Source organism: Variovorax sp. GW823-FHT02B07 (assembly GCF_058797695.1).
This window is the reverse complement of sequence record NZ_JBXAJX010000004.1, coordinates 164,809-186,602: the sequence shown is the minus strand read 5'-3', so window position 1 is coordinate 186,602 and position 21,794 is coordinate 164,809. Positions and strand designations below refer to the sequence as shown.

The 21,794-nt window shown below is 66.4% G+C and carries 21 protein-coding genes; 5 read left to right on the top strand and 16 right to left on the bottom strand.

Going from position 1 to position 21,794, the window contains the following annotated elements:
• Nucleotides 1–77: 77 nt before the first annotated feature.
• Nucleotides 78–1,736, bottom strand: a complete 1,659-nt coding sequence (locus AC1RGU_RS21715; protein ID WP_492698071.1) for an STAS domain-containing protein — start codon at nucleotides 1,734–1,736, stop codon at nucleotides 78–80.
• Between the two features lie 48 nt (nucleotides 1,737–1,784).
• Nucleotides 1,785–2,738: an RNA polymerase-binding protein DksA gene (dksA, locus tag AC1RGU_RS21710; RefSeq protein ID WP_253252425.1), complete on the bottom strand. Its 954-nt coding sequence runs from the start codon at nucleotides 2,736–2,738 to the stop codon at nucleotides 1,785–1,787.
• A gap of 379 nt (nucleotides 2,739–3,117) precedes the next feature.
• On the opposite strand from dksA, the gene AC1RGU_RS21705 reads away from it, so the two are divergent.
• Nucleotides 3,118–4,656 carry a YdgA family protein gene (locus AC1RGU_RS21705; RefSeq protein ID WP_492698073.1) on the top strand — a complete coding sequence of 513 codons (1,539 nt, stop codon included), beginning with the start codon at nucleotides 3,118–3,120 and terminating at the stop codon, nucleotides 4,654–4,656.
• 78 nt (nucleotides 4,657–4,734) lie between these two features.
• On the opposite strand, the gene AC1RGU_RS21700 is transcribed toward AC1RGU_RS21705, so the two are convergent.
• The 12 genes from AC1RGU_RS21700 to AC1RGU_RS21645 form a co-directional block, all read right to left on the bottom strand.
• Nucleotides 4,735–5,787: a CobW family GTP-binding protein gene (locus AC1RGU_RS21700; protein WP_062474247.1), complete on the bottom strand. Its 1,053-nt coding sequence runs from the start codon at nucleotides 5,785–5,787 to the stop codon at nucleotides 4,735–4,737.
• Nucleotides 5,788–5,888: 101 nt separating this feature from the next.
• Nucleotides 5,889–7,103, bottom strand: coding sequence for a class I SAM-dependent rRNA methyltransferase (locus AC1RGU_RS21695; RefSeq protein ID WP_139702994.1), 1,215 nt, complete (start codon nucleotides 7,101–7,103; stop codon nucleotides 5,889–5,891).
• A gap of 61 nt (nucleotides 7,104–7,164) precedes the next feature.
• Nucleotides 7,165–8,085 (bottom strand): tyrosine recombinase XerC, encoded by a 921-nt coding sequence (locus AC1RGU_RS21690; protein ID WP_492698076.1) that lies wholly within the window; start codon nucleotides 8,083–8,085, stop codon nucleotides 7,165–7,167.
• Between the two features lie 41 nt (nucleotides 8,086–8,126).
• Entirely contained in the window at nucleotides 8,127–8,771 is a 645-nt protein-coding gene (locus tag AC1RGU_RS21685; protein WP_223301294.1) for a YdcF family protein, read from the bottom strand.
• Entirely contained in the window at nucleotides 8,768–9,463 is a 696-nt protein-coding gene (locus AC1RGU_RS21680; protein ID WP_062474254.1) for a DUF484 family protein, read from the bottom strand. The genes AC1RGU_RS21685 and AC1RGU_RS21680 overlap by 4 nt, the downstream gene beginning before the upstream one ends.
• A complete protein-coding gene (gene dapF / locus AC1RGU_RS21675; protein ID WP_492698079.1) occupies nucleotides 9,460–10,344 on the bottom strand; it encodes a diaminopimelate epimerase in 885 nt (294 codons plus the stop codon). Before dapF ends, AC1RGU_RS21680 begins: the two co-directional genes overlap by 4 nt.
• Nucleotides 10,345–10,420: 76 nt before the next feature.
• Nucleotides 10,421–11,242: an alpha/beta fold hydrolase gene (locus tag AC1RGU_RS21670; protein ID WP_492698081.1), complete on the bottom strand. Its 822-nt coding sequence runs from the start codon at nucleotides 11,240–11,242 to the stop codon at nucleotides 10,421–10,423.
• A gap of 56 nt (nucleotides 11,243–11,298) precedes the next feature.
• Nucleotides 11,299–12,882 carry an MFS transporter gene (locus AC1RGU_RS21665; protein WP_070060141.1) on the bottom strand — a complete coding sequence of 528 codons (1,584 nt, stop codon included), beginning with the start codon at nucleotides 12,880–12,882 and terminating at the stop codon, nucleotides 11,299–11,301.
• Complete coding sequence (locus AC1RGU_RS21660) at nucleotides 12,875–13,273, bottom strand: DoxX family protein (protein WP_492698083.1); 399 nt, start codon at nucleotides 13,271–13,273, stop codon at nucleotides 12,875–12,877. The genes AC1RGU_RS21665 and AC1RGU_RS21660 overlap by 8 nt, the downstream gene beginning before the upstream one ends.
• Before the next feature lie 8 nt (nucleotides 13,274–13,281).
• Nucleotides 13,282–15,174, bottom strand: a complete 1,893-nt coding sequence (locus AC1RGU_RS21655) for an amidohydrolase (protein ID WP_492698288.1) — start codon at nucleotides 15,172–15,174, stop codon at nucleotides 13,282–13,284.
• Between the two features lie 80 nt (nucleotides 15,175–15,254).
• The gene (locus AC1RGU_RS21650) at nucleotides 15,255–15,551 is read right to left on the bottom strand and encodes a DUF1427 family protein (RefSeq protein WP_492679211.1); all 297 of its coding nucleotides are present in this window, start codon (nucleotides 15,549–15,551) and stop codon (nucleotides 15,255–15,257) included.
• 29 nt (nucleotides 15,552–15,580) lie between these two features.
• Nucleotides 15,581–16,234 (bottom strand): hydrolase, encoded by a 654-nt coding sequence (locus AC1RGU_RS21645; protein WP_062474264.1) that lies wholly within the window; start codon nucleotides 16,232–16,234, stop codon nucleotides 15,581–15,583.
• Nucleotides 16,235–16,415: 181 nt separating this feature from the next.
• Between AC1RGU_RS21645 and AC1RGU_RS21640 the strand changes: the two genes are divergently transcribed.
• Nucleotides 16,416–17,327, top strand: a complete 912-nt coding sequence (locus AC1RGU_RS21640; protein ID WP_056575757.1) for a LysR family transcriptional regulator — start codon at nucleotides 16,416–16,418, stop codon at nucleotides 17,325–17,327.
• A gap of 21 nt (nucleotides 17,328–17,348) precedes the next feature.
• Here the strand turns inward: AC1RGU_RS21640 and AC1RGU_RS21635 are convergent, their stop codons facing one another.
• Nucleotides 17,349–17,978, bottom strand: coding sequence for a 2-hydroxychromene-2-carboxylate isomerase (locus tag AC1RGU_RS21635; protein ID WP_492698085.1), 630 nt, complete (start codon nucleotides 17,976–17,978; stop codon nucleotides 17,349–17,351).
• Between the two features lie 164 nt (nucleotides 17,979–18,142).
• Between AC1RGU_RS21635 and AC1RGU_RS21630 the strand changes: the two genes are divergently transcribed.
• Nucleotides 18,143–18,988, top strand: coding sequence for an alpha/beta hydrolase (locus AC1RGU_RS21630; RefSeq protein WP_235944225.1), 846 nt, complete (start codon nucleotides 18,143–18,145; stop codon nucleotides 18,986–18,988).
• A 49-nt stretch (nucleotides 18,989–19,037) separates the two neighbouring features.
• Here the strand turns inward: AC1RGU_RS21630 and AC1RGU_RS21625 are convergent, their stop codons facing one another.
• The gene (locus AC1RGU_RS21625; RefSeq protein ID WP_492698087.1) at nucleotides 19,038–19,358 is read right to left on the bottom strand and encodes a hypothetical protein; all 321 of its coding nucleotides are present in this window, start codon (nucleotides 19,356–19,358) and stop codon (nucleotides 19,038–19,040) included.
• A 536-nt stretch (nucleotides 19,359–19,894) separates the two neighbouring features.
• On the opposite strand from AC1RGU_RS21625, the gene AC1RGU_RS21620 reads away from it, so the two are divergent.
• Complete coding sequence (locus AC1RGU_RS21620) at nucleotides 19,895–20,437, top strand: SLATT domain-containing protein (RefSeq protein ID WP_492698089.1); 543 nt, start codon at nucleotides 19,895–19,897, stop codon at nucleotides 20,435–20,437.
• On the top strand, nucleotides 20,430–21,794 hold the full coding sequence (locus AC1RGU_RS21615) for a reverse transcriptase domain-containing protein (protein ID WP_492698091.1): 1,365 nt from the start codon (nucleotides 20,430–20,432) through the stop codon (nucleotides 21,792–21,794). Before AC1RGU_RS21620 ends, AC1RGU_RS21615 begins: the two co-directional genes overlap by 8 nt.

Here is a 21,794-nt window from a genome sequence, read left to right as displayed (position 1 = left end):
AATGCAACCCTTGCGGTCGGACAAACTGCTGGCGGAAAACACGGCCCCGCCGGGGCCGCGGAACCCCTGTGACGGGGTCAGTTCTTGCGGACCGCGACCGTGGCGTGGTCGGTGATGCCGATCAGCCCGAACAGCGCGGCAATCAGCCGGTGGGCGTCGACGAACTGCACCCGCTCGCCGTTCGCATCGCGCTCGCGGACCCAGCTCAGCAGCGTGCCAGCCGCCGTCAGGTCCATGCGCAGCAGGGCCGCGCACGAGATGACCGGCGCCGTCGTGTGGCGCAGGTCGTGATCCAGTCGCTGCCAGCACGACAGCGAATCGCCGCGCAGGTCGCCCGCCAGCGCGGCAAAGCCGCTGTCGGTGGACGGGAAGCTCTCGGAATCGCCCCCGACCGACAGCAGCGACCACACCGAGCTCGGCCGACTCGCCGACGGCGCGGCCAGCGAGGTGCACTCGCCCTTCGGGTCCTGCCAGGACGGCGGTGACACCTCGTAGGTGATGCAGTAGTTGAGCGCCACCAACTCGAAGTCGTCGGGCAGGTGCATCATGCGCAGCGCTGCGAGGCGCAGCTGCCACCAGGCGTCGTCGGGATGGCGCTCGTTGTTGGGCGTGGCCGCGGCCAGCACGGCCATGAGCTGCGAGGCGCCGAAGAAGCGCAGCTGCACCGGCGAATCGGACCAGTGCGCGAACAGGATGCGCAGCGGCGCGGCGGCCGACGGATCGATCTCGGTGAGCGCGCGCCAGTCGAGCGTCCAGACCATGCCGGCCTGCGAGAGCGCGCGTGTGAGCGCCATGAGCCCCTCGCGCGTCAGGTGCGCGGGGCTGGCCCAGTCGGCGGCGCCCGTCGTGTCAGAGGCCGCTTCGGCGTCCTCGCTGGCGGTGACGGCCTTCACGCTGCGCGCGAGTTCGTCGAGCGAGACCCAGTCGGGTCCCATGCGCTTCATGCGCTGCGCATAGCGCATGCGGGCGGCCGCGAACTTGGCGGCGTCGCCGGTGGCGCGGTACAGGTCGAACAGCGCACGCCAGCGGGCGTCGTCGCGCTCCAGCGTGACGGCTGCGGTCGCGTCGTCGGCGGAGAACACACTTTCGGCGGCCAGTGCCTGCAGCAGGATGGCCTCGGCGCCGATGTCGTCGCCGTGCGCGAAGCGGATCACCGCCTCTTCGAGCGCGCCGTCGTGCGCGAGCCGGGACGGCTGCGGCGCGGGAACGGCTGCCGCAGCGGCAACCGCCGGCGCTGCGGCCACGGGTTCGGAAGCGGCCGGTGCGCCCTGCCCGACCGGCAGCTGGTCGCCGCCGCTGTCGACCGGCGGCAGCGTTTCAGCGCCCGCGTCGGGCGGCGGATTGACCAGCGTCTCGCCGTTCGGCCCGCGGCCCTTCCACCACTGCTGCGACATCTGCTCTTCGATCTCGTCGATCTTCTTGAGCGTGAGTGCGCGGCCTTCGGATTTTTCGGAAGTGCTGTTGAGGTTGAACGACGACGGCGTGACCGTCGCCTCGAAGGCATGGGCCGCCGCCTCGCGCTGGCGCAGCTTGCGCAGCATGTCGAACTCGCGGCGGCGCACGAAGTCGTTGCGCTGGCGCCGCTCGATCATTTCCTTCAGCATCTCGCGGCTGTAGGTCTGCTCGGGCAGCGACGAGTCGGAGGACGGCGTGTCCAGCTCCGACCAGTCTTTCAGGGGATTTCGAACGAACTTGGCCACCTTCGAGAAAAGGCGGCCTGACTCTTCCTTTGGCATTCAGAGAAGGTTATCGAAAGCGCGGGTTCCGTTCTACCTTGCTGCCGTTCAATCCCCGAACATTTTCTGCTTCAGCTCGCGGCGCTGCTGCGCTTCGAGCGAGAGCGTGGCGGTCGGGCGGGCCAGCAGGCGGCCGACGCCGATGGGCTCGCCGGTCTCGTCGCAGTAGCCGTAGTCGCCGGCGTCGATGCGCTGGATCGACTGCTCGATCTTCTTGAGCAGCTTGCGTTCGCGGTCGCGCGTGCGCAGTTCGAGCGCGTGCTCTTCCTCGATGGTGGCGCGGTCGGCCGGGTCGGGCACGACCACGGTGTCTTCGCGCAGGTGCTCGGTGGTCTCACCGGCGTTCTCGAGGATGCCGCGCTTGAGTTCTTCGAGCTTCAGGCGGAAGAACGCCATCTGCTTGTCGTTCATGTACTCGTCGTCGGGCATCGCGATGACCTCGGCGTCGCTCAGCTCGGCGGGCGTCTTGGTCTTCCAGTTGTTGGCCAGCTTCGGGTCTTTCTTGACGGCCAGGGGCGGCGGCGGCACCAGCGCGGTGGAAGGTGCCTGCGAGAAGCTGGATTTGGCGGCGGTCGAGGCCACGGATTGCGGCATCGAGGGCACGGTCAGTTGCGACAGCCGGGACACGCGGCCACCACGCGCAGCGGGAGCGGGCGTAGCGGGGATCGAGGGTGTCGCCGGGGCGGAAGAAGAGGCGGCAGCCGTTTTTTTCATGGGGGTCGGGGGAGCAGAAAGGACGGCCGCAGGACGGCCGACCGGTTGGGATGACGTAGGCGCCGCGCCCGCGGACTTGGTTGCGGGCTTGGCGGACTTCTTGGCAGCCGCGGTCCCGGTCTTGGCCGGGGTTGCCGCAGGCTTCTTGGCAGCGCTTTTCTCTTTCGCGGCAGAGGCAGCAGCAGCGGTGGCAGAAACCTTCTTCGTCGCGGGTACAGCCTTCACAGCCGTCGCCTTCTTTGCGGCGGGCTTGGTGGCTGGCGTGGCCTTGGCGGCGGGTTTCTTCACGGTGACTGGCTCCTTGTACGAACTGGAACGCGCTTTCACTGGGTGTCTCCTCCCAAGGGAACCGTTGCGGGTGTCAGGCCGCGTCGGCTCACGTTGTCGGGGGCGTCCTCAAGTGGTGAACCCCGGGGTTATACCCCCGAAAGCCCGCCAAAAACCCTTGGCGCCCCGTGCCGTAAGTCATATCTCGCCCCTGTGGACGAAGCATGGCTCCCGGAACAGGCGCGCGATTGTATAGAGAACTCGAAACGCAAGGCCATCGGGTGACGCACTGCCCTGCTCCGTTAGCATCGCCCGGCGCCGCCACAGGGGGTGGCGCAGGCACGCCGCGGGTCGGGGAGACACCGCGGCGGCCCTTCAAACAACCGATCGGAAAATAATCTTGAGCAAAAAAGCAGTATTGGGAGTCCTGGCCGCGGCCATCGCCGTCGCCTACGGCGGCAGCACCTGGTGGGCCGGCACGCAAATCAAATCGAGCTACGACGTCGCCCTGGGCGAACTGCCCAAGCAGACCGCGCTGGTGCGCGTGATCGAGCGCAGCTACGAACGCAACTTCTTCGGCGCGGTGAGCACCGTGACGCTCGAACTGGGTTGCCCGGCCGAGGCCGAAGCCGCCACCGCCCCTGCCGCGTCGGCACCCGCCGCCGCGCCGGCAGCCGCCACGACCGACGTCGCCGAGGCCGCGACCGAAGGCGACGAAGAAGAACCCGCCGAAGACGACAGCGACGCCGCGGCCACCCCGCCCAAGCCCGTGCGCATCACCATCCGCGACACCATCCGCCACGGCCCGATCGCCGGCGCCGCGCTGGCCGCGGCCGTCATCGACAGCGAACTGGTGCTCGACGCCAAGGCGCAGGCCGAGGCCGAGAAGCTGTTCGGCAAGGCCAAGCCGCTGACCGCGCGCACCCAGGTCGGCTTCGGCGGCGGCTTCACCAGCGACTTCACCGTCGCGCCCGCCAAGCTGGCCGAAGAAGGCAAGGGCGAGTTCGCCTGGCAAGGTGCACAAGCCCGCTTGGACATGAACGCGGCCCGCACCCACGTGCGCTATGACATGACGATGCCCGGCCTGGACGTCAGCACCGCCTCCAAGGGCGTGCAGCTGAAGATGGGCAAGTTCACCGCCAAGGCCGACATGGACGGCAGCGCCGGCTGGATGCTTGCCACCGGCAAGTCCGAAGGCCGCCTCGACAGCTTCGAGCTGAACGCGCCCAAGGGACTGGGCCTGGGCGCGGGCACCGAGGCCGCCCCCGCCAAGGCGATCAAGGTGCTGCTGCAAAGCATCGACCTGACCGGCGAAGCCACCATCAAGGACGGCCTGTACGCCTCCGAGGGCGCCTTCAAGGGCAAGGGCAAGGTCAACGAGACCGCCATCGACAAGTTCGAGATCGCCAGCAGCGCGCGCCGCATCCAGGCGGCCGGCTACAAGAAGCTGGCCGACGCCTGGCTGCAGTCGACCGCCGGCGCCGGCTGCGGCCAGCGCAGCAAGGCCCAGAAGGACGCGATGCAGGCGCTCATCGAACAGCTCGCGCCCGACCTCAAGGCCATGGCCAAGCACAGCCCCGAAGCCGGCCTGGACCGCCTGCTGGTCGAGATCGGCGGCCACAGCGCCGAGCTCAGCTACTCGGTGGCCCTCGCCGGCGTGACCGACGAAGACCTGCAGCTGCCCGGCAACGCACTGGTGCTCAAGCGCGGCGTGCTCAAGGCCAACGCGCGCGTGCCCGTGAAGTGGATCGAGAAGCTGGCCGAAACCGGCGCCGAGAGCGGCCGCACGCCGCCGCCTGAAATGCTCGCGGGCCTGATCGAACAGGGCGAAGCCAACGGCTACGTGAAGCGCACGGGCGACGACCTGGCCAGCCAGGTCGAGTTCAGCGAAGGCCAGCTCAAGCTCCTGGGCAAGCCGATGGGGAATTTCGGCAAGTAAGCACGACCCGTCCCATGAAAAACGGCGCTGACCGCGAGGCCAGCGCCGTTTTTATTTGTTCGCCTCAGGCGCGCGTGCTCAGACCAGGCACTGCTCCAGCCCCTGCTCCAGGATCTCGCGCGGCAGCTCGATGCCGATGAACACCATGCGGCTCTGGCGCGCCTCGTCCTTGCCCCACTCCGGGCCCAGGTCGCTGCCCATCAGCTGGTGCACGCCCTGGAAGATCACCTTGCGCTCGGTGCCCTTCATGTTCAGCACGCCCTTGTAGCGCAGCATGCGCGGGCCGTAGATGTTCACGATGGCGCCCAGGAAGTCTTCGAGCTTGGCCGGGTCGAAGGCGCGGTCGGCCTTGTAGACGAAGCTCTTCACGTCGTCATCGGTGTGGTGATGGTGACCGTGCCCTTCGTGCTTGTGCGAGGGGTGGTCGCACGCCTCGCCATGCGCGTGGTCATGGTCGTGATGGTCGTGGTCGTCTTCCTTCAGGAAGTCGGGGTCGATGTCCAGCTTGGCGTTCAGGTTGAAGCCGCGCAGGTCGAAGATGTCCTTCAGCGGCACGTCGCCGAAGTGCGCCTTCTGCTGCGGCGCGCGCGGGTTCATGTGCTTCAGGCGGTGAATGAGCGCATCGGTCTCTTCGGCCGACACCAGCTCGCTCTTGCTGATGAAGATCTGGTCGGCAAAGCCCACCTGGCGGCGCGCTTCCTGGCGGTCGTTGAGCTGCTGCGGCGCGTGCTTGGCATCGACCAGCGTCAGGATCGAGTCGAGCAGGTAGCTCTCGGCGATCTCGTCGTCCATGAAGAAGGTCTGCGCCACGGGGCCGGGGTCGGCCAGGCCGGTGGTCTCGATCACCACGCGGTCGAAATCGAGCAGGCCCTGGCGCTTCTTGGCGGCCAGCAGTTGCAGTGCTTCGCGCAGGTCTTCGCGGATGGTGCAGCACACGCAGCCGTTGCTCATCTGCACGATCTGCTCCTTCGACTCGGTCACAAGGATGTCGCTGTCGATGTTCTCTTCACCGAACTCGTTCTCGATGACCGCGATCTTCTGGCCGTGGGCCTCGGTCAGGATGCGCTTGAGCAGCGTGGTTTTGCCCGAGCCGAGAAAGCCGGTCAGGATGGTCGCGGGAATGAGGGCCATGGAAAAGTGCTCCGGAAACGGAAAACAGAAAAAGGCGGGGGATTGGCGGGCAGTTTAGCCAATGCCACTGAGTTGCGTTGCCGACGGGGTCAAGCCCTCGTTCACAGGGGCTTTCTCACCACCACCAGCCCCTTCAGGTACTCCCCTTCCGGAAACTCGATGGTCATCGGGTGGTCGGGCGCGGCGCCCAGGCGTTCGGCGATGTAACCGTCCACGCCCGCGTCGAGCCCGGCCGAGGCCACGATCTTGTGGAACAGGTCGGCGCTGATGCCGCCCGAGCAGGAGAACGTGAGCAGCACGCCGCCCGGCTCCAGCAACTTGAGCGCCAGGCGGTTGATGTCCTTGTAGGCCCGCGCGGCGCGCTCGGCGTGCGCCACCGTGGGCGCGAACTTGGGCGGGTCGAGCACGATCGCGTCGAAGGTGCGGCCCTGGTCGATGAACTCGCGCAGCACCGTGTTCACGTTGGCATCGAGAAACTCCGTGGCGATGCCCTGCCCCTCGAAGCCGTTCAGCGCGAGGTGCGCGCGGGCCCGCTCGAGCGCGGGCTGCGACGAATCGACCGACACCAGCGAGGCACCCTCGAGCGCCCCGGCCGCCTTCAGGCCCGCGAGCGCGGCCACGGTGAAGCCGCCCGTGTAGCAGAAGCAGTTGAGCACGCGCCGAAAGCGCCGGTGCTGCGCCAGCTCGGCAAAGCGCTGGCGGCTGTCGCGCTGGTCGAGGTAGAAGCCGGTCTTGTGGCCGGTCGCGATGTCCAGCGACAGCTGCCAGCCGTGCTCGCGGATGGTGATCTGGGTCGGGCCTTCGCCGCGCAGCCAGCCCGTGACGGGCTTCAGGCCCTCGCGCTCGCGGCCGCTGGCGTCGGAGCGTTCATAGAGCTTGGTGAGCCCCGTGGCCTTGAGCAGCGCGTCGGCCAGCACGTCTTTCCAGCGCTCCACGCCGGCCGACAGGAACTGCGCCACCAGCGTGTCGCCATAGCGGTCGACGATCAGCCCCGGCAGGCCGTCGGCCTCGCCGTGCACCAGCCGCACGCCGTCGCTCTGCAGGTCGAAGAGGCCCCGCGCATGCACCGCGCGCGCACAGACCGTGGAAAAAAAAGCAGCGTCGATGCGCTGCTTCTCGTCAAAGCTCCAGGCCCGTGCCCGGATCTTGGAGGTGGGGCCGAAGGCCGCCCACGCGAGAAAGTGGCCGTCGTGCGACTCCACGCGCACCGTTTCCCCCGAGTCCGCGCCGCCGCGCGCAATGGCGGATTCGAAGACCCAGGGATGGCGGCGTTGGAGCGAGCGCTCCTTGCCCGGCTTGAGGCGGAGGGTTTTCATGGGAGATGAATGAAAGAAGAAATGAAAGACGAAAGAAAACGATGCAGGCGACGGGCCGTGGCTACCTGCCGTCCTTGTCCGACCGGGCCTTGGCGCGCGGATGCGCCGCGTCGTAGACCTTGGCCAGGTGCTGGAAATCCAGCCGCGTGTAGACCTGCGTGGTCGCGATGTTGGCATGGCCCAGCAGCTCCTGCACCGCGCGCAGGTCGCTGCTCGACTGCAGCACGTGGCTCGCGAACGAGTGGCGCAGCATGTGCGGATGCACCGGCGCGGCCAGGCCGGCCTTCAGGCTGCGCTCGCGCAGCAGCTTCCACACGGCCTGCGACGACATGCGCGCGCCGCGCGCACTGACGAACAGCGCCGGCTCCTGGCGCTCGCCGCGCACCGCGAGCCAGTCGCGCAGCGCCTCGGCCGCCTTGCTGCCCACCGGCACGCTGCGCCGCTTGCTGCCCTTGCCGAGCACGTGGGCTTCCATGGCGTCGAGGTCGACCCAGCCGAGCGCCGAGGCGCTGGCCTGGGCGTCGAGCCCCGTGAGCTCGCTCACTCGCAAGCCGCAGCCATAGAGCATTTCGACGATGGCGCCGTCGCGCGCTTCGGTCCAGGGATCGGCCTCGGGGTCGTACAGCTCGGCCAGGCGCACCGCGTCGTCCACGCCCAGCGCCTTCGGCAGCGGCCGGCCCGCCTTGGGCGCGTGCACGTCCTGCACCGGGTTGAAGCCGATCAGCCCTTCATGGCCGAGCCAGCGGTAGAAGCTGCGCCAGCACGACAGCACCAGCGCAATGCCGCGCGGCTCGCGCCCGGCGCTGTGCAGCTGCGCCATCCAGCGGCGGATGTGGGCCGTCTGCACACGGTCCAGCGGCAGGCTGGCCTCGGCGGCGTGGTCGGTCAGCGCGCGCAGATGGAAGGCATACAGCTCGACCGTGCGCGGCGCGAGCCGACGCTCCACGCGCACGTGTTCGAGGTATTTGTCGATCCATTCCATGTCGTCGTGCTCCGTGCGGCGCCCGGGCCCGCTAGCTGGAACTAGAACAGATAGCCCAGCGACGCATTGTTCACGATGGCCGCCGGCTCACGCAATGCGCCCTTGAACAGCATGCCCCAACGGCGCCAGCACGAGGTGGGCGCGGCGGCGTACTGCACGTCGAAGGCCTGGTCGAAGCCGCTGGCACGCACCAGGCGTTCGATGCGCCACAGGTGGTACGGCTCCGACACGATGATCACGCTGCGCACGCCGTTGGCCTCCAGCACCGTGCGCGACAGCGACAGGTTGGCGCGCGTGGACGACGACACCGACTCCAGCACCATCGGCCCCGTGTAGCCCTCGGCCGTGGCGTGGTCGCGCATCACCTCGGCCTCGATGCGGCCGTCTTCCACGTCGACACCGCCCGAGAACACCAGCGTCTGCACGCGACCGGCGCGCGCCAGCACGATGCCCTGGTCGACCCGGCCTGTGAGGCAGGGGTTGGGCTTGCCGTCGAGGTAGGCGCGGTTGCCCAGCACCAGCGCCACGTCGGCCGCGCGCGGCATCGGGCCGGCCAGTGCGGCCTCGGCACGCTGCCAGATCACGCCCGCGATGGCGACATACGTCAGCACGCCGGCCAGCAAGACCACGCACAGGCCGGTCAGCCAAGGCCGGCGGCGCCACCCGCTTCGCGCGGAACGGCTCAAGGGCGCAGCCGCGACAGCGCGCCCGACGACAGCTCGGCGATGCGCTCGAGAAAGTCCGTGCCCATTTCGGCGTTGAAGCGCTGCGCGTCCGGCGAGGCCAGCACCAGCAGGCCGAAGGCCGGCGACTCGGCGTCGGGGCGCAGCGGAATCAGCGCGATCGAGGCGGCACCCTGCGGCTCGGGCAGCCAGTTGGCCGCCTCGAAGCCCGCGTTGAGCCCGCAGTACGGCGAAGTGAGCGAAGTGGCCAGCGCCTTCACGTCGTCGCTCACCCACTGGGCATAGGCTTCGTTCAGGTACTCGGTGCCGCAGTCCCACACCTTGATGGCCGTTTGCGGCACCAGGAACAGCGACTGCAGGTCGACCGCGATGCGGTACGGCAGGCTGCGCGGGTCGCGCGTGGTCAGCAGGCCCTTGGTCCAGCGCTGCAGGCGGTCGGCGATGACCACGTTTTCGGTGCCGTGGCGCACCATGTCCATCAGGCGGTGCTCCAGCGCCTTGATCTTCTCGCGCAGCATCTCGGCCTGGCGCTCCTGCAGGCTCACGGCGCGGTTGCCGTGCGGGCTGGTGAGCTGCACCTGCGCCAGCAGCTGGGCGTGGCGCTCGAAGAAGTCGGGGGTGTTCGACAGGTAGTTCGCGATGTCGTCTTCGGTGATCGGGTTCATGGCGTTGTTGTCGTGGGTGAATTGGGTCATGGCTGTTCCGAAATGTCGGGCACGTCGATCTCGCCCTCGAACACCGTCGTGGCCGGTCCTGTCATGAGCACCGGCCGGCCGTCGCCCTGCCACTCGATCGTGAGAATGCCGCCGTGCGTCTGCACGTCGACGCGGGAATCCAGCAGCCCCAGGCGAATGCCTGCCACCACGGCCGCGCAGGCGCCCGTGCCGCAGGCCAGCGTTTCGCCGGCGCCGCGCTCGAACACCCGCAGCTTGATGTGGGTGCGGTCGACCACCTGCATGAAACCGGCGTTCACGCGCTGCGGAAAACGCGGGTGGTGCTCGATCTGCGGGCCCTGCTCGGCCACCGGCGCGGTGTCGACGTTGTCGACCACCTGCACCGCGTGCGGGTTGCCCATCGACAGCACCGCTACCGAAACGATAGCGCTGCCGGCCCGGGTGCCCAGCGCCAGGTGCCAGGTCTGCCACGCGCCTTCGTGCTGCGGGTCGAGCCCGGCCGTGTCGAAGGGCACGCGCGCCGGTTCGAAGACCGGGGCGCCCATGTCGACCGTCACGCGGCCGTCGTCGCCCATGCGGGGTTCGATCACGCCGGCCAGCGTCTGCACGCGCACGTCTTTCTTCTCGGTCAGGCCGTGCTCGCTCACGAAGCGCATGAAGCAGCGCGCCCCGTTGCCGCACTGCTCCACCTCGCCGCCGTCGGCGTTGTGGATCACGTACTGGAAGTCGATGCCTGCAGCGGGCGACGGGCGCACCGTGAGGATCTGGTCGGCGCCGACGCCGAAATGACGGTCGGCCAGGAAGCGGTACTGCGCGGCGCTGAGGCCCAGCGTGCCGCGCGTTTCGTCCAGCACGACGAAATCGTTGCCGGCTCCCTGCATCTTGGTAAAGCGGATTCGCATCGCCGGATTATCGCCACCGGCGCCGCCCTTCGCGCCGGAAGGGCCGCCGGACGCGGCCCTTTCGACACACCCGGCCTCAGCCCTGGATGAACGCCAGCAGGTCGGCGTTGACCTGCGCCACGTGCGTGGTGCAGGTGGCGTGCGGCGCGCCGGCGTACAGCTTGAGCTGGCTGCCCTGGATCATTTCGGCCGCCAGCTTGCCCGTGGCCTCGAAGGGAACGACCTGGTCGTCGTCGCCATGGATCACCAGCGTGGGCACGTCGATCTTCGCCATGTCGGGGCGGAAGTCGGTCTCGGAGAACGCCGTCACGCAGTCGATGGTGGCCTTGATCGAGGCCTGCAGCGCGATCTGCAGCGTCTGCTTGAACACGCCCTGCGACACCTTCGCGCCCGGGCGGTTGGTGCCGTAGAACAGCGTGCTGAAGTCGTCGATGAACTGCGCCCGGTCGGCGGCCAGCCCGGCGCGGATGCCCGCGAAGAGCGACGCCTCGGGGCCCACGGGATGGTCGGGCGTCTTCATGAACAGCGGCGTCACCGCGCTGATGAGCGCCAGCTTGGCCACGCGCGCGCTGCCCTTGCGCGCGATGTAGCGCGTGACGTCGCCGCCGCCCATCGAGAAGCCCGCCAGGATCACGTTTTTCAGGTCGAGCTTTTCGATCAGCTCGGCGATGTCATCGGCGAAGGTGTCGTAGTCGTAGCCGGTCCAGGGCTGGCTGGAGCGGCCGAAACCGCGGCGGTCGAACGCGATGACGCGGTAGCCGCGCTCGGCGAAGAACAGCATCTGGGCGTCCCACATGTCGGCGCTCAGCGGCCAGCCGTGGCTGAAGACGATGGGCTGGCCGCTGCCCCAGTCCTTGTAATAGAGCTCGGTGCCGTCGCGAAGGGTCAGTGTGGTCATGGTTTTTCCTTGAGATGGACGAAAGGGTGAAAGGGAAAGAGAAAGAATCCGGCCGCTCAGAGCGCCAGGAAGTGATGCACCTCGGGCTTGCCCGGGCCGATGTGAAAGCGCAGCGCCTCGGCCTGCAGGTCGGCATCGGCGTGCGACACGCGGTGGTGCTGGCGCAGGTGCTCGGCCCACGACTCCACGAGGAACCACTCCATCACGCGCTCGGCGTCGGCCGTGTGCTCGTGCACGCCCCAGGCGTAGGCGCCGTCGCGGCGGCGCTCGAGCGACAGGCGCTTCATCGCATCGAGGAACGCCGGCCGGTCTTCCTTGCGGATGCGGTACTCGACCTGGATCATCACGGGCCCGCGGTCGTGCGCCACCGGCTCGGCCAGCAGCGGCTCGGGCCAGTGGTTCGAGGCCTGCAGGTCGGCCTCGCCGGCGGGCAGCCGCACGCGGTGGAACACCAGCCCCATCACCACCAGCCCCACGGCGCCCGCCACCAGCGTGGCCGGCACGCCGATCTGCTGCGCCACCAGGCCCCAGCCCAGGCTGCCGGCGGCCATGGCGCCGTTGAACACCGTGAGGTACACGGCCAGCCCACGCCCACGCACCCAGTTCGGCAGGATCGACTGCGCCACCCCGTTGAGCGTGGTCAGCGCAATGATCCAGCCCAGGCCGAGCACGCCCAGCATCGGCACCGCCAGCCACTGCGGCGGCGCGAACACCAGGGCGCCCATCACCGCGGCCGTGAGCAGCGAGGCCAGCAGCAGCATGCCGTCGGCATCGAGCCGCGCACGCAGCCGCGGCATCACCAGCGCGCCGCCGATGGCGCCCGCGCCCACGGCGCCCAGCAGGATGCCGTAGAAGCTCGCCGTGCCGCCGAGCATCTGGCGCGCCACCAGCGGCAGCAGCGCCCACACCGAGCTGGCGAACAGGAAGAACACCGCCGCACGCAGCAGCACCACATGCAGCTCCTTGCTGGCCCGCGTGTAGCGCAGGCCCGCGCGGAAGGCGCCGAAGAAGTTCTCGGACAGCCCGCTGTCGACCGCCGCCGGGCGCTTCCACCACAAGAGCGCCGCGATCACGAACACGTAGCTCAGCACGTCCAGCCCGTAGGTGGCGGCCGCGCCGAAGCTCGCCAGGATCAGCCCGCCCGCCGCCGGCCCGATGGAGCGCGCGATGTTGATGCCCAGCGAGTTCAGCGCCACCGCGCCCTTGAGCTCGCTGCGCGGCACCAGCTCCGGCACGATCGACTGCCAGGTCGGCCCCATGAGCGCCGCGCCGATGCCGCCCACGAAGGTCAGCGCGATCAGGTACTCGACCGTGAGCGTGCCCGTGTGCGAGAGCACCAGCAGCGTGCCGCTCACCGCGGCCAGCAGCACCTGCACGAAGATCAGGAAGCGCCGGCGGTCGAGGATGTCCGACAGCACCCCCGCCGGAATCGCCAGCAGGAAGATCGGCAGCGTCGCCGCCGTCTGGATCAGCGCCACCGCCGTCGGGCTGGCCGACAGGTCGGTCACCAGCCACGAGCTGGCCACGTCGCGCATGAAGCTGCCGATGTTGCCCAGCACCGTGGCGGCCCACAGCACGGCGAAGACCGGCTGGCGCAGCGGCGCGAAGGCGCCGGCGGCTTTGGCTTGGGGCTCAGTCATCGTGGCGCTCCTTGAGGTCGAGCCAGGCGACGAGCAGGAAGCCGCCGACCAGGCCCAGGTGTTCGAAGAAGGCGTTGGCCGCCATGAAGCGTTCCTGCCCCAGCGGCATCTCCCAGAAACGCAGCGCGACGAAAGTCGCCATGAGCGTGAAGCCGCCCAGCGCGAGCGCGCCGAGCCAGCGCCAGAAGCCGATGAGGATGAGCGCCGCGGCGCCCAGCTCCAGCACGATCACCGCCACGGCCAGCGGGCCGGCCGGCGCCAGGCCGAAGTGGTTCATCTCGGCGATGGCGGCGTTGAAGTCCAGCGCCTTGTTCAGGCCGCCCTGCAGGTAGGCCGCGCACAGCAGCAGCAAGGCGATCCAGCGCACGGCGGGCGACAGGGTCCAGTGCATGGCCTTCATCACACCGCCCAGCAGGCGCAACCCAGCGCGCCCCAGAAGCTCTTCAGGTCGGCGATGGGCAGCTTGCTGCTCCAGGCCGTCGCGTGGCTGTGGCCGTGCACGTTGCAGTCGTTGGCGCAGGCGCACGACATCGCGGCGTTGCGCATCACCTTCTGCAGCGGCGCGCCCTCGGCCGTGTCGGCCCAGCCCGCATAGCCGCCGAAGGTGCGCGCGGGCGACCAGTCGGGCATGGCGGGCGGCAGGCCGCCTTCGTCGTGCGCGGCGAACGGGCCGGCGCCGTAGACCACCTTGCCGCCCACCATCGTGAGCAGCGCCGTGGTGTCGGCAATCTCCGATTCGGCGCAGGCGAAGAAGTCGCGGTCGGGCACCACCAGGTCGGCCAGCTGGCCTTCCTGGATGCGGCCCTTCTTGCCCTCCTCGTTCGAGAACCAGGTGACGTTCTCGGTCCACATGCGCAGCGCGGCCTCGCGGTCCAGGCAGTTGCGCTGCGGGTACAGCTGCATGCCGCCCACCGTCTTGCCCGTGACCAGCCACGACAGCGACACCCACGGGTTGTACGAGGCCACGCGCGTCGCGTCGGTGCCGGCCGACACCTTCAGGCCGCGCTCCAGCATCTTCTTGACCGGCGGCGTGGCCTCGGCCGCGCCGGGGCCGTAGCGCTCCACGAAATACTCGCCCTGGTAGGCCATGCGGTGCTGCACCGCCACGCCGCCGCCGAGCGCGGCGATGCGGTCCATCGACTTCTCGGAAATCGTCTCGGCATGGTCGAAAAACCAGTTCAGGCCGGCCAGCGGCGTGTCCTTGTTGACCTTCTCGAACACGTCGAGCGAACGGCTGATGGTTTCGTCGTAGGTCGCGTGCATGCGCCACGGCCAGCGGTTCTGCGCCAGGATGCGCACCACGCCTTCGAGGTCGCCCTCCATCTCGGGCGCCATGTCGGGGCGCGGCTGGCGGAAGTCTTCGAAGTCGGCCGCCGAGAACACCAGCATCTCGCCCGCGCCGTTGTGGCGGAAGTAGTCGTCGCCCTGCTTGTACTTGGACGTCGCGGTCCAGTTCAGGAAGTCGTCCTTCTCGGCCTTGGGCTTCTGCGTGAAGAGGTTGTAGGCCAGGCGGATCGTGAGCTGCCCGTCGTCGTGCAGCTTCTGGATCACCTCGTAGTCGTCGGGGTAGTTCTGGTTGCCGCCGCCCGCGTCGATGGCGCCGGTCACGCCCAGGCGGTTGAGCTCGCGCATGAAGTGGCGCGTGGAATTGAGCTGGTAGTCGAAGGGCAGCTTCGGCCCCTTGGCCAGCGTGGCGTACAGGATGGCCGCGTTCGGCTTGGCCAGCAGCAGGCCCGTGGGGTTGCCGGCGCTGTCGCGCACGATCTCGCCGCCGGGCGGCGCGGGCGTGTCCTTGGTGTAGCCCACGGCGCGCAGCGCGGCGCCGTTGAGCAGCGCGCGGTCGTACAGGTGCAGGATGAACACCGGCGTGTCGGGCGCCACCGCGTTCAGCTCGGCCAGGGTCGGCAGGCGCTTCTCGACGAACTGGTGCTCGGTGAAGCCGCCCACCACGCGCACCCACTGCGGCGCGGGCGTGATCGCCACCTGGCGCTTGAGCATGCCCATGGCATCGGCCAGGCTCTTCACGCCGTCCCAGCGCAGCTCCATGTTGTAGTTCAGGCCCCCGCGAATGATGTGCAGGTGGTTGTCGATGAGGCCCGGCAGCACGCGCTGGCCTTGCAGGTCGATCACGCGGGTCTGGCTGCCGGCCAGCGGCAGCACGTCTTCGGCGCGGCCCACGCGGGTGAAGCGGCCGTCCTTGATGGCCACCGCGTCGGCCGTGGGGTTGGCACGGTCCAGCGTGGTGAAGCGGCCGTTGCGCAGGATGAGGTCGGGGGTCTGGGTGGTGGCCATGGTGGATGCGGGTGCGAGGGAGGTGGCTGCAAAGGCGCCGAGGGCGCCCAGGAAGTGGCGGCGTTGCGGGTCGGGGGCGTTCATGCGTCGCTCCGCTCGGACGGGCGGCTGCCGGCGGCGGCGGACTTCACCGCCCCGGGCTGCGCGCAGGTCGGCAGCGCGCCGAACACATGCGGCTTGACCTGGTCATGCAGCCACGAGGTGGCGGCCGGCCGGTCGAACACCTGCCGCACCAGCGGCGGGATCTGCTCGCCGAGCAGGATGCCCAAGAGGCCCACCAGGGCGATCACCGGCGGCGCCGGCGAGCGCACCTGGAAGAGCGCGTAGATCACGCCGACCAGCAGGCCGAGCGCGAGGGAAACGACATAGGTCTTCATGGTCGGTCGGCCTTCCGGGTGCTCTGCGCTCAACCCTCGTGGGCGCCGAACATCGTCTTGGCGTACGTCACGCCCAGACCGTAGGCGCCGCCCACCTTCTTCGCAATACCGGTCGTCAACTCGTAGGTGTCGCCACGCGCCCAGTCGCGCTGCAGCTCCAGCAGGTACTGCAGCGAGGTCATCGGCTGCGCGCCGGCCTGCACCATGCGCTCCATCGCGCGGTTGTGCGCCTCGGTGGACACGTCGCCGCAGGCGTCGGCAATCACGTACACCTCGAAGCCCTGGTCCAGCGCCGACAGCGCCGGGCCCACGATGCACACGCTGGTCCACAGGCCGGCCAGCACGATGCGCGGCTTGCCGATGGCGTTCACGCGCTCGATCACGGCGGCGTCTTCCCAGGTGTTCATCGAGGTGCGGTCCAGCATCTTCTGGCCGGGGAAGGCGTCGGTGATCTCGCTGAACATCGGGCCCGAAAAGCTCTTCTCGGCCACCGTCGTGAGGATGGTCGACACCTTGAAGCCGGCCGCCGCCTGCGCCACCAGCGCGGCGTTGTTGCGCAGGTTGACGGCGTCGATCGAGTGCGTGGCAAAGGCCATCTGCGACTGGAAGTCGATCATCACCAGCGTGTGGTCGGTGGGGGTGAGCAGCTTGGCGCCGGCGGTGGGGGTGGCTTGGACGGTCATGAAAGGCTCCTTCGGCAAAGTTGGGTGCGTGGACATTCGATTCGGTTCACAATCGCTTTCAGAGGGAATCTCCTTGGCGTGGGCTGAATCATCCGGTGCGCGCAGGGCCCCATCGACGAAACTTTTCACCATCAATGATCGAAGTTTTCGATCATTCCTTTTTTCCTGCGAGGAACGCCCCGTGCTCAAGCTCACCCTGGAAGCCATCGAGGTCGTCGACGCCATCGCGCGCCACGGCTCCTTTGCCGCCGCCGCCGCGCGGCTGAACAAGGTGCCCTCCACCATCTCCTACGCCGTGGGCAAGCTCGAAGAGCAGCTGGGCATGCTGCTGTTCGAGCGCAACGGCCCGCGCGTGACCCTCACCGCCGCCGGCGAAGAAATGCTCAAGGAAGGCCGCTGGCTGCTCGGCGCCGCGAGCGACCTCGAATCGCGCATGCGGCAGATTGCCACCGGCTATGAATCAGAGCTGCGGCTGGTGCACGACTCGCTCATTCCCACGCAGGCCTTCATGGACGACATCCGCGCCTTCGAAGACCTGCGCTGCGGCACGCGGCTGCGCATCGGCTGCGAGGCGCTCACCGGCAGCTGGGAGGCGCTGCGCGAGGGCCGCGCCGACATCGTCGTGGCCGCAGGCGAAGGCCCGGCCGGCGGCGGCCACCAGGCCGTGGCCGTGGGCAGCCTGGCGTTCGCCTTCTGCGTCGCGCCCACCCACCCGCTCACGCGGCTGAAGCGCCCCGTGCAGCGCGGCGACCTCATCGACTGCAACGCCATCGTCGTCGGCGACACCGCGCGCACCCTGTCGGACCGCACCGTCGGCCTCATGGCCGGCCAGCCGCGCATCACCGTGCCGTCGATGGCCGCCAAGGTCGCCTGCCAGGTCGCCGGGCTGGGCCACGGCTTCCTGCCGCGCGCCTGCATCACCGACGAGCTGGCGCGCGGCACGCTGGTCGAACTGCCGACCGAGGAACCGCGCGCACCCGAGGCCTTCTGGCTCGCGTGGAAAACCGGCGCGCAGGGCCAGGCGCTGCGCTGGTGGCGCGAGCGGCTGCACCGCACGCTCGTGCCCGCGCTGCTGCCGCGCTCGTTCCTCTGAAGAAAAAAGAGAGCTTGTCGCTCAGCCGCCGGCGCGCAGCTTGTCGAGCGCCCGGTCGAGAAACGCCAACCGGTCTTGTCCCCAGAAGCGCTCGCCGTTCAGGATGAACGTGGGCGCGCCGAACACGCCCGCGTCCACCGCGTCGGCGCTGTTGGCGCGATACACGGCCAGCACCTCGGCCGACTGCTCCAGCGCCTGCAGCGCCGCGCCGTCGTAGCCGTTTTCATCGGCGATCGCGATGCGCACCGCGGCCTGCGCCGTGTCGCGCTCCTCGGCCCACAGCGCGCGCAGCAGCGCGTGCGACAGCGGCTGCGCGTCGAGGCCCTGCAGCTGGGCGGCGATCACCATCCAGCCGGGGTACTTGTTCCAGTTCGGGTCGGTCGGCGCGCCCTTCGGGTAGTGCGCGGGCTCCAGGTTCATCGGCATGCCGAGGTATTCGCGCCAGCGCGACAGCTCCAGCGCGTGGTACGTGCGGCGCGGCTCGGGGCGCGTCTTCAGCGGAATGCCGCCAGTCTGCGGCACCACCGCCTGGAAGTCGTAGGGCTTGAGCGTGAGCTGCACATGGTGGCGGCGCACGATGTCTTGCAGTTGCGGGCCGCCGAGGTAGGCCCAGGGCGAGGAAAGGCTGTAGTAGCAGTCGATGGCGATCATGCGGGGATTATCTTCAGCCCCCGGCCGGCGCGCCGCGCGCCACGGCCATACACCTCGCAACGCACCGCCTCGCGAACGCGGTGAAACTACGCCCCTTGCGCGTTGTGCATCGGCCGGGCCCTGCCCTTGCGATGCCACGCCGCCACTTTCTCGGGAGCCCTGATTTGCAGAAGAACACCCAAGCCAAGATTGCCCGCATTGCCCTGTCGGCCTCGGCCGCCGCCATCGGCAGCCTGGCCGCCTACTGGACCCTGCTCGCCACGCGCCAGGGCCACATTCTTTTCAACGCCCGCAAGCTGCCCGTGGTGCATCTGTCGGACGACTTCTCGACCTACTCGCACCCCGTGCCCGGCGGCATGGTGCGCGGCTACGTGTACCACCCGCAGGGCGAAGACGCGCTGCAGGACCTGTTCATCTACTTCGCCGGCCGCGGCGAAGACGTGCGCGCCACCGCGCAGATGCTGCACTGGCTGCCCGAGGGCTTCGGCTTTGCGGCACTCAACTACCGGGGCGTGGCCGACTCGCAAGGCGCGCCTTCGGAAATCGCCTCCGTGGCCGACGCCGCCCAGTTCGCCAGCCACCTGCGCCGCGCCTTTCCGCAGGCGCGCCTGCACGTGGTGGGCCGCAGCCTGGGCACCGGCGTGGCCATCCAGCTCGTGGCGCGACAAGAGTTTGCGAGCCTGCAGCTCATCACCCCCTACGACTCGCTGCTCGAAGTCGCCAAGAAGCGCTTTCCGCTCGTGCCGCTGTCGCTGTTGCTGCGCCACCGCTTCAACTCCATCGAGCACAGCAAGGAAGTCGCCGCCAAGACGCAGGTGCTGCTCGCCGCGAAGGACGACGTGGTGCCCCACGAACGCTCCGAAAAACTCATCGCCGCCTGGCCCACGCCCGTGAGCGTGCAGACCGTGTCGAACTCGGACCACCACAACATCACCGGGCTCGAAGAGACCTGGCTGATGCTGGTGGACTTTGCGTTGACGGCGGTGTTGCCGGAGACGAAGGCGGCTTGAGGGGTGCGGGCCGGTCGTGAGGCAAAGGCTTCACGCCGGTCGCTGGGCGCTAGGCCGGCTTGAGCGAGGGGTGCGCTTGCAGCGCATCGCGTACGGCGCCGGCTGTCGCGTTGACGGTGGCGATGCGGGTCATCAACGCTTCGTTGAGCAGGCGCAGCAAGGCGCTCAGTTCGGTGCGGGTGGGGGCGAGCTCTTCGCTGTCGTTCAGGGCGCTGGTGTCTACGAGCTTTTCTAGAGCGGTGTAGGCGCGCATTACTTCATTGAGCTTGTTGACGTCGTCGCAGGTTTGGGTGGCGAGATCGTCAAGCTCGGAAGACGGAGAAGTGGGACGGGCGCTAGATCGCGCCGAGGCGGATGGAGATTCAGCCATGTGCGGCCTCCGAAGGGATTTTGGTTTGCCACAACCGACGCCCCCGCTTCCAAACGATGGCGGCAGCTCGAACGGGTTGGAAGACCGGAAAACCCCTTGTAGAGAAACCGGCAGGGCTCGCGCCCTCCCGTCCGAGCCGCCTAAAAAGCAGCGCGAACGAAAAAGCCGCAGACCATGTGCGGGTCCTGCGGCTTTCGTCGCAGGGGTTTTAGCGGGCTTCCAAACCCGATCGCGTTTCTTGCGCGACGGCGGCAGTATATCCAGGAGGCTTCGCCAACTGCAGACCTGAGCGCATCAATATGAGCGGCCTAGGTCCAACCCGAATGTGTTGCATCGAAGATACGCAAAGATTGGCGGTGTTTGACCGCGCTCCTCGGCTCGCGTCAATCATGTAACATTTCGCTTCGGGGGGACGGGTTCACGCAGCTGTCCTAGACGGCGAATCTGATGACAAACGGGAATTTCCTGTTGAGGTGAAAGCCTCTGGTCCTGCAAAGGGCGATTTACTTACTTTCCAATTCTCGTCCCTCCACCATATGAATTTAGACGACATTTGGTTTACGTTCAAGGCGCGGATCGCTGCCGAGCTACGCCTCAAGAATAACGATCTTCACTCCCAAATATTGCTTGTTTGGTACGCGATAATTTCATCAGCTGCCAGCATCGTTGCGCTGCGCTACGAAAAATTTGCCGGCCCTGACACAGATATTTATACAGCTGTCTTGTCCGTTGGACTCTTATCCATTTCACTACTTGTTGCAAGCCGTGATTATCGGGGAAGAGCTCTCCAAATGCGGGCCAATCATATCGCACTGAAAAAATTCCACGACGAATTAAAATTGGGAATTATTGACCCCAACCAGAAGCCAGAGCTCTACGCAAAACTCTTGTCAGAGTGCGAAAATCATACTTCTTATGATGATCGTTATTTTCGGGTCTTCAATCGTGCAGGCTTGACATCTAGAAAACCAACTTGGTGGGATTGGGCACTGGCACTCTTGACATGCTCAGCAAGAGTTGGGGGGGTTCTTTTCCTCTACCTTCTCCCGCTCTCTGTTTTTTGGAATCAAATTGGCTAAGATCAGCGCCGCAAAAAAATTCCGGGATTTTTTTTCCGAGGCGGCCATTGAAGCCGTCTACAGCACCAAAGTTCTGGGAACTAGAGCAATAGGGCTTGATCGAGTTGATTCAAATAACTTTGCCGCAAAAAACGCAACAGAGATCTCGCTAATATCTCAAAAGGCATTAGCGGGCACATACAAATTCACGAAGTACAAAGAAAAGCTGATTTCAAAAGGCTTTGGCAAGCCCCCCAGGCAGCTCTCTATACCCACTATTAGGGATAGACTAACGTTGAAGATTATTTGCCAGTACTTGTTTACCATTTTTCCAGAATCAAAACCTGCTCTACCCCAAGAGAAAATTGAAGAGCTTCGCAAGGCCATCGATTCGGGAAAATACACTCACTTCATCAAGATCGATCTTCGGGATTTTTATCCATCTATCGATCACAGAATACTAGTTTCCAAATTAAGAAGAAGAATTCGGATTGAGCCTTTTCGTAAACTGATCAGTGATGCAATAAAAAATCCAACCGTATCCGAGACCAGCACAAAAAATCAAGACCCTGTTGCCAAAGGAGTTGCACAAGGCCTTTCCATATCGAATGTTCTTGCAGAAATCTTCATGCTCGACGTCGACGAAAAAATTCGGAAAATTGCTCCAGTCTTCCTAAGATTCGTCGACGACATCATCATTCTTACTGATTCGAACGCGGGCACAGCGCATACAGAGATTTGCAAGATTTTGCGAAAACACAAGTTAAACCCGCACCCTCTCGACGCAATTGGATCAAAAACAAAAATTGGAAAAATATCTGACGGACTAGAATTTCTAGGATACTCATTAAGACCAAAAACCGTTTCAATTCGAAGAAATAGCATTCTTGGCTTCGAGGGCTCATTGGTAGATGTTTTTTCGGACTACAAACATCGCATCAGAAACGCCAAAAACGCCTCTGAAAAGGAAACCGCGTTCGCAAGATTTAGATGGGCCTTGAATCTAAAAATTACCGGATGCATTTATAAAAATCAGCGATTTGGGTGGGTTTTTTACTACTCCCAAATTAACGACCTTAGTGTTCTTCGCCGAATAGACAACACCATCCTTATGCTGCTCAAGAGATTTGGAATTTCAACCCCTCCGAATCCAAAGCGCACATTAAAAGCCTTTTACGAATCCAAGAGAACTGACAAAGAAAGTCATCTATACATTCCCAATTACGACTCTTTGAACACATCCAAGATGAAAAAATTTCTAATTGGAATAGGGCAAAAAATTGATGACTTTCCGGATTCAGAGATCAATGCCGTGTTTCATCGACTAATACGTCGTGCGACGCGAAGCCTAGAAAAAGACATTGCAAGTCTTTCGTGA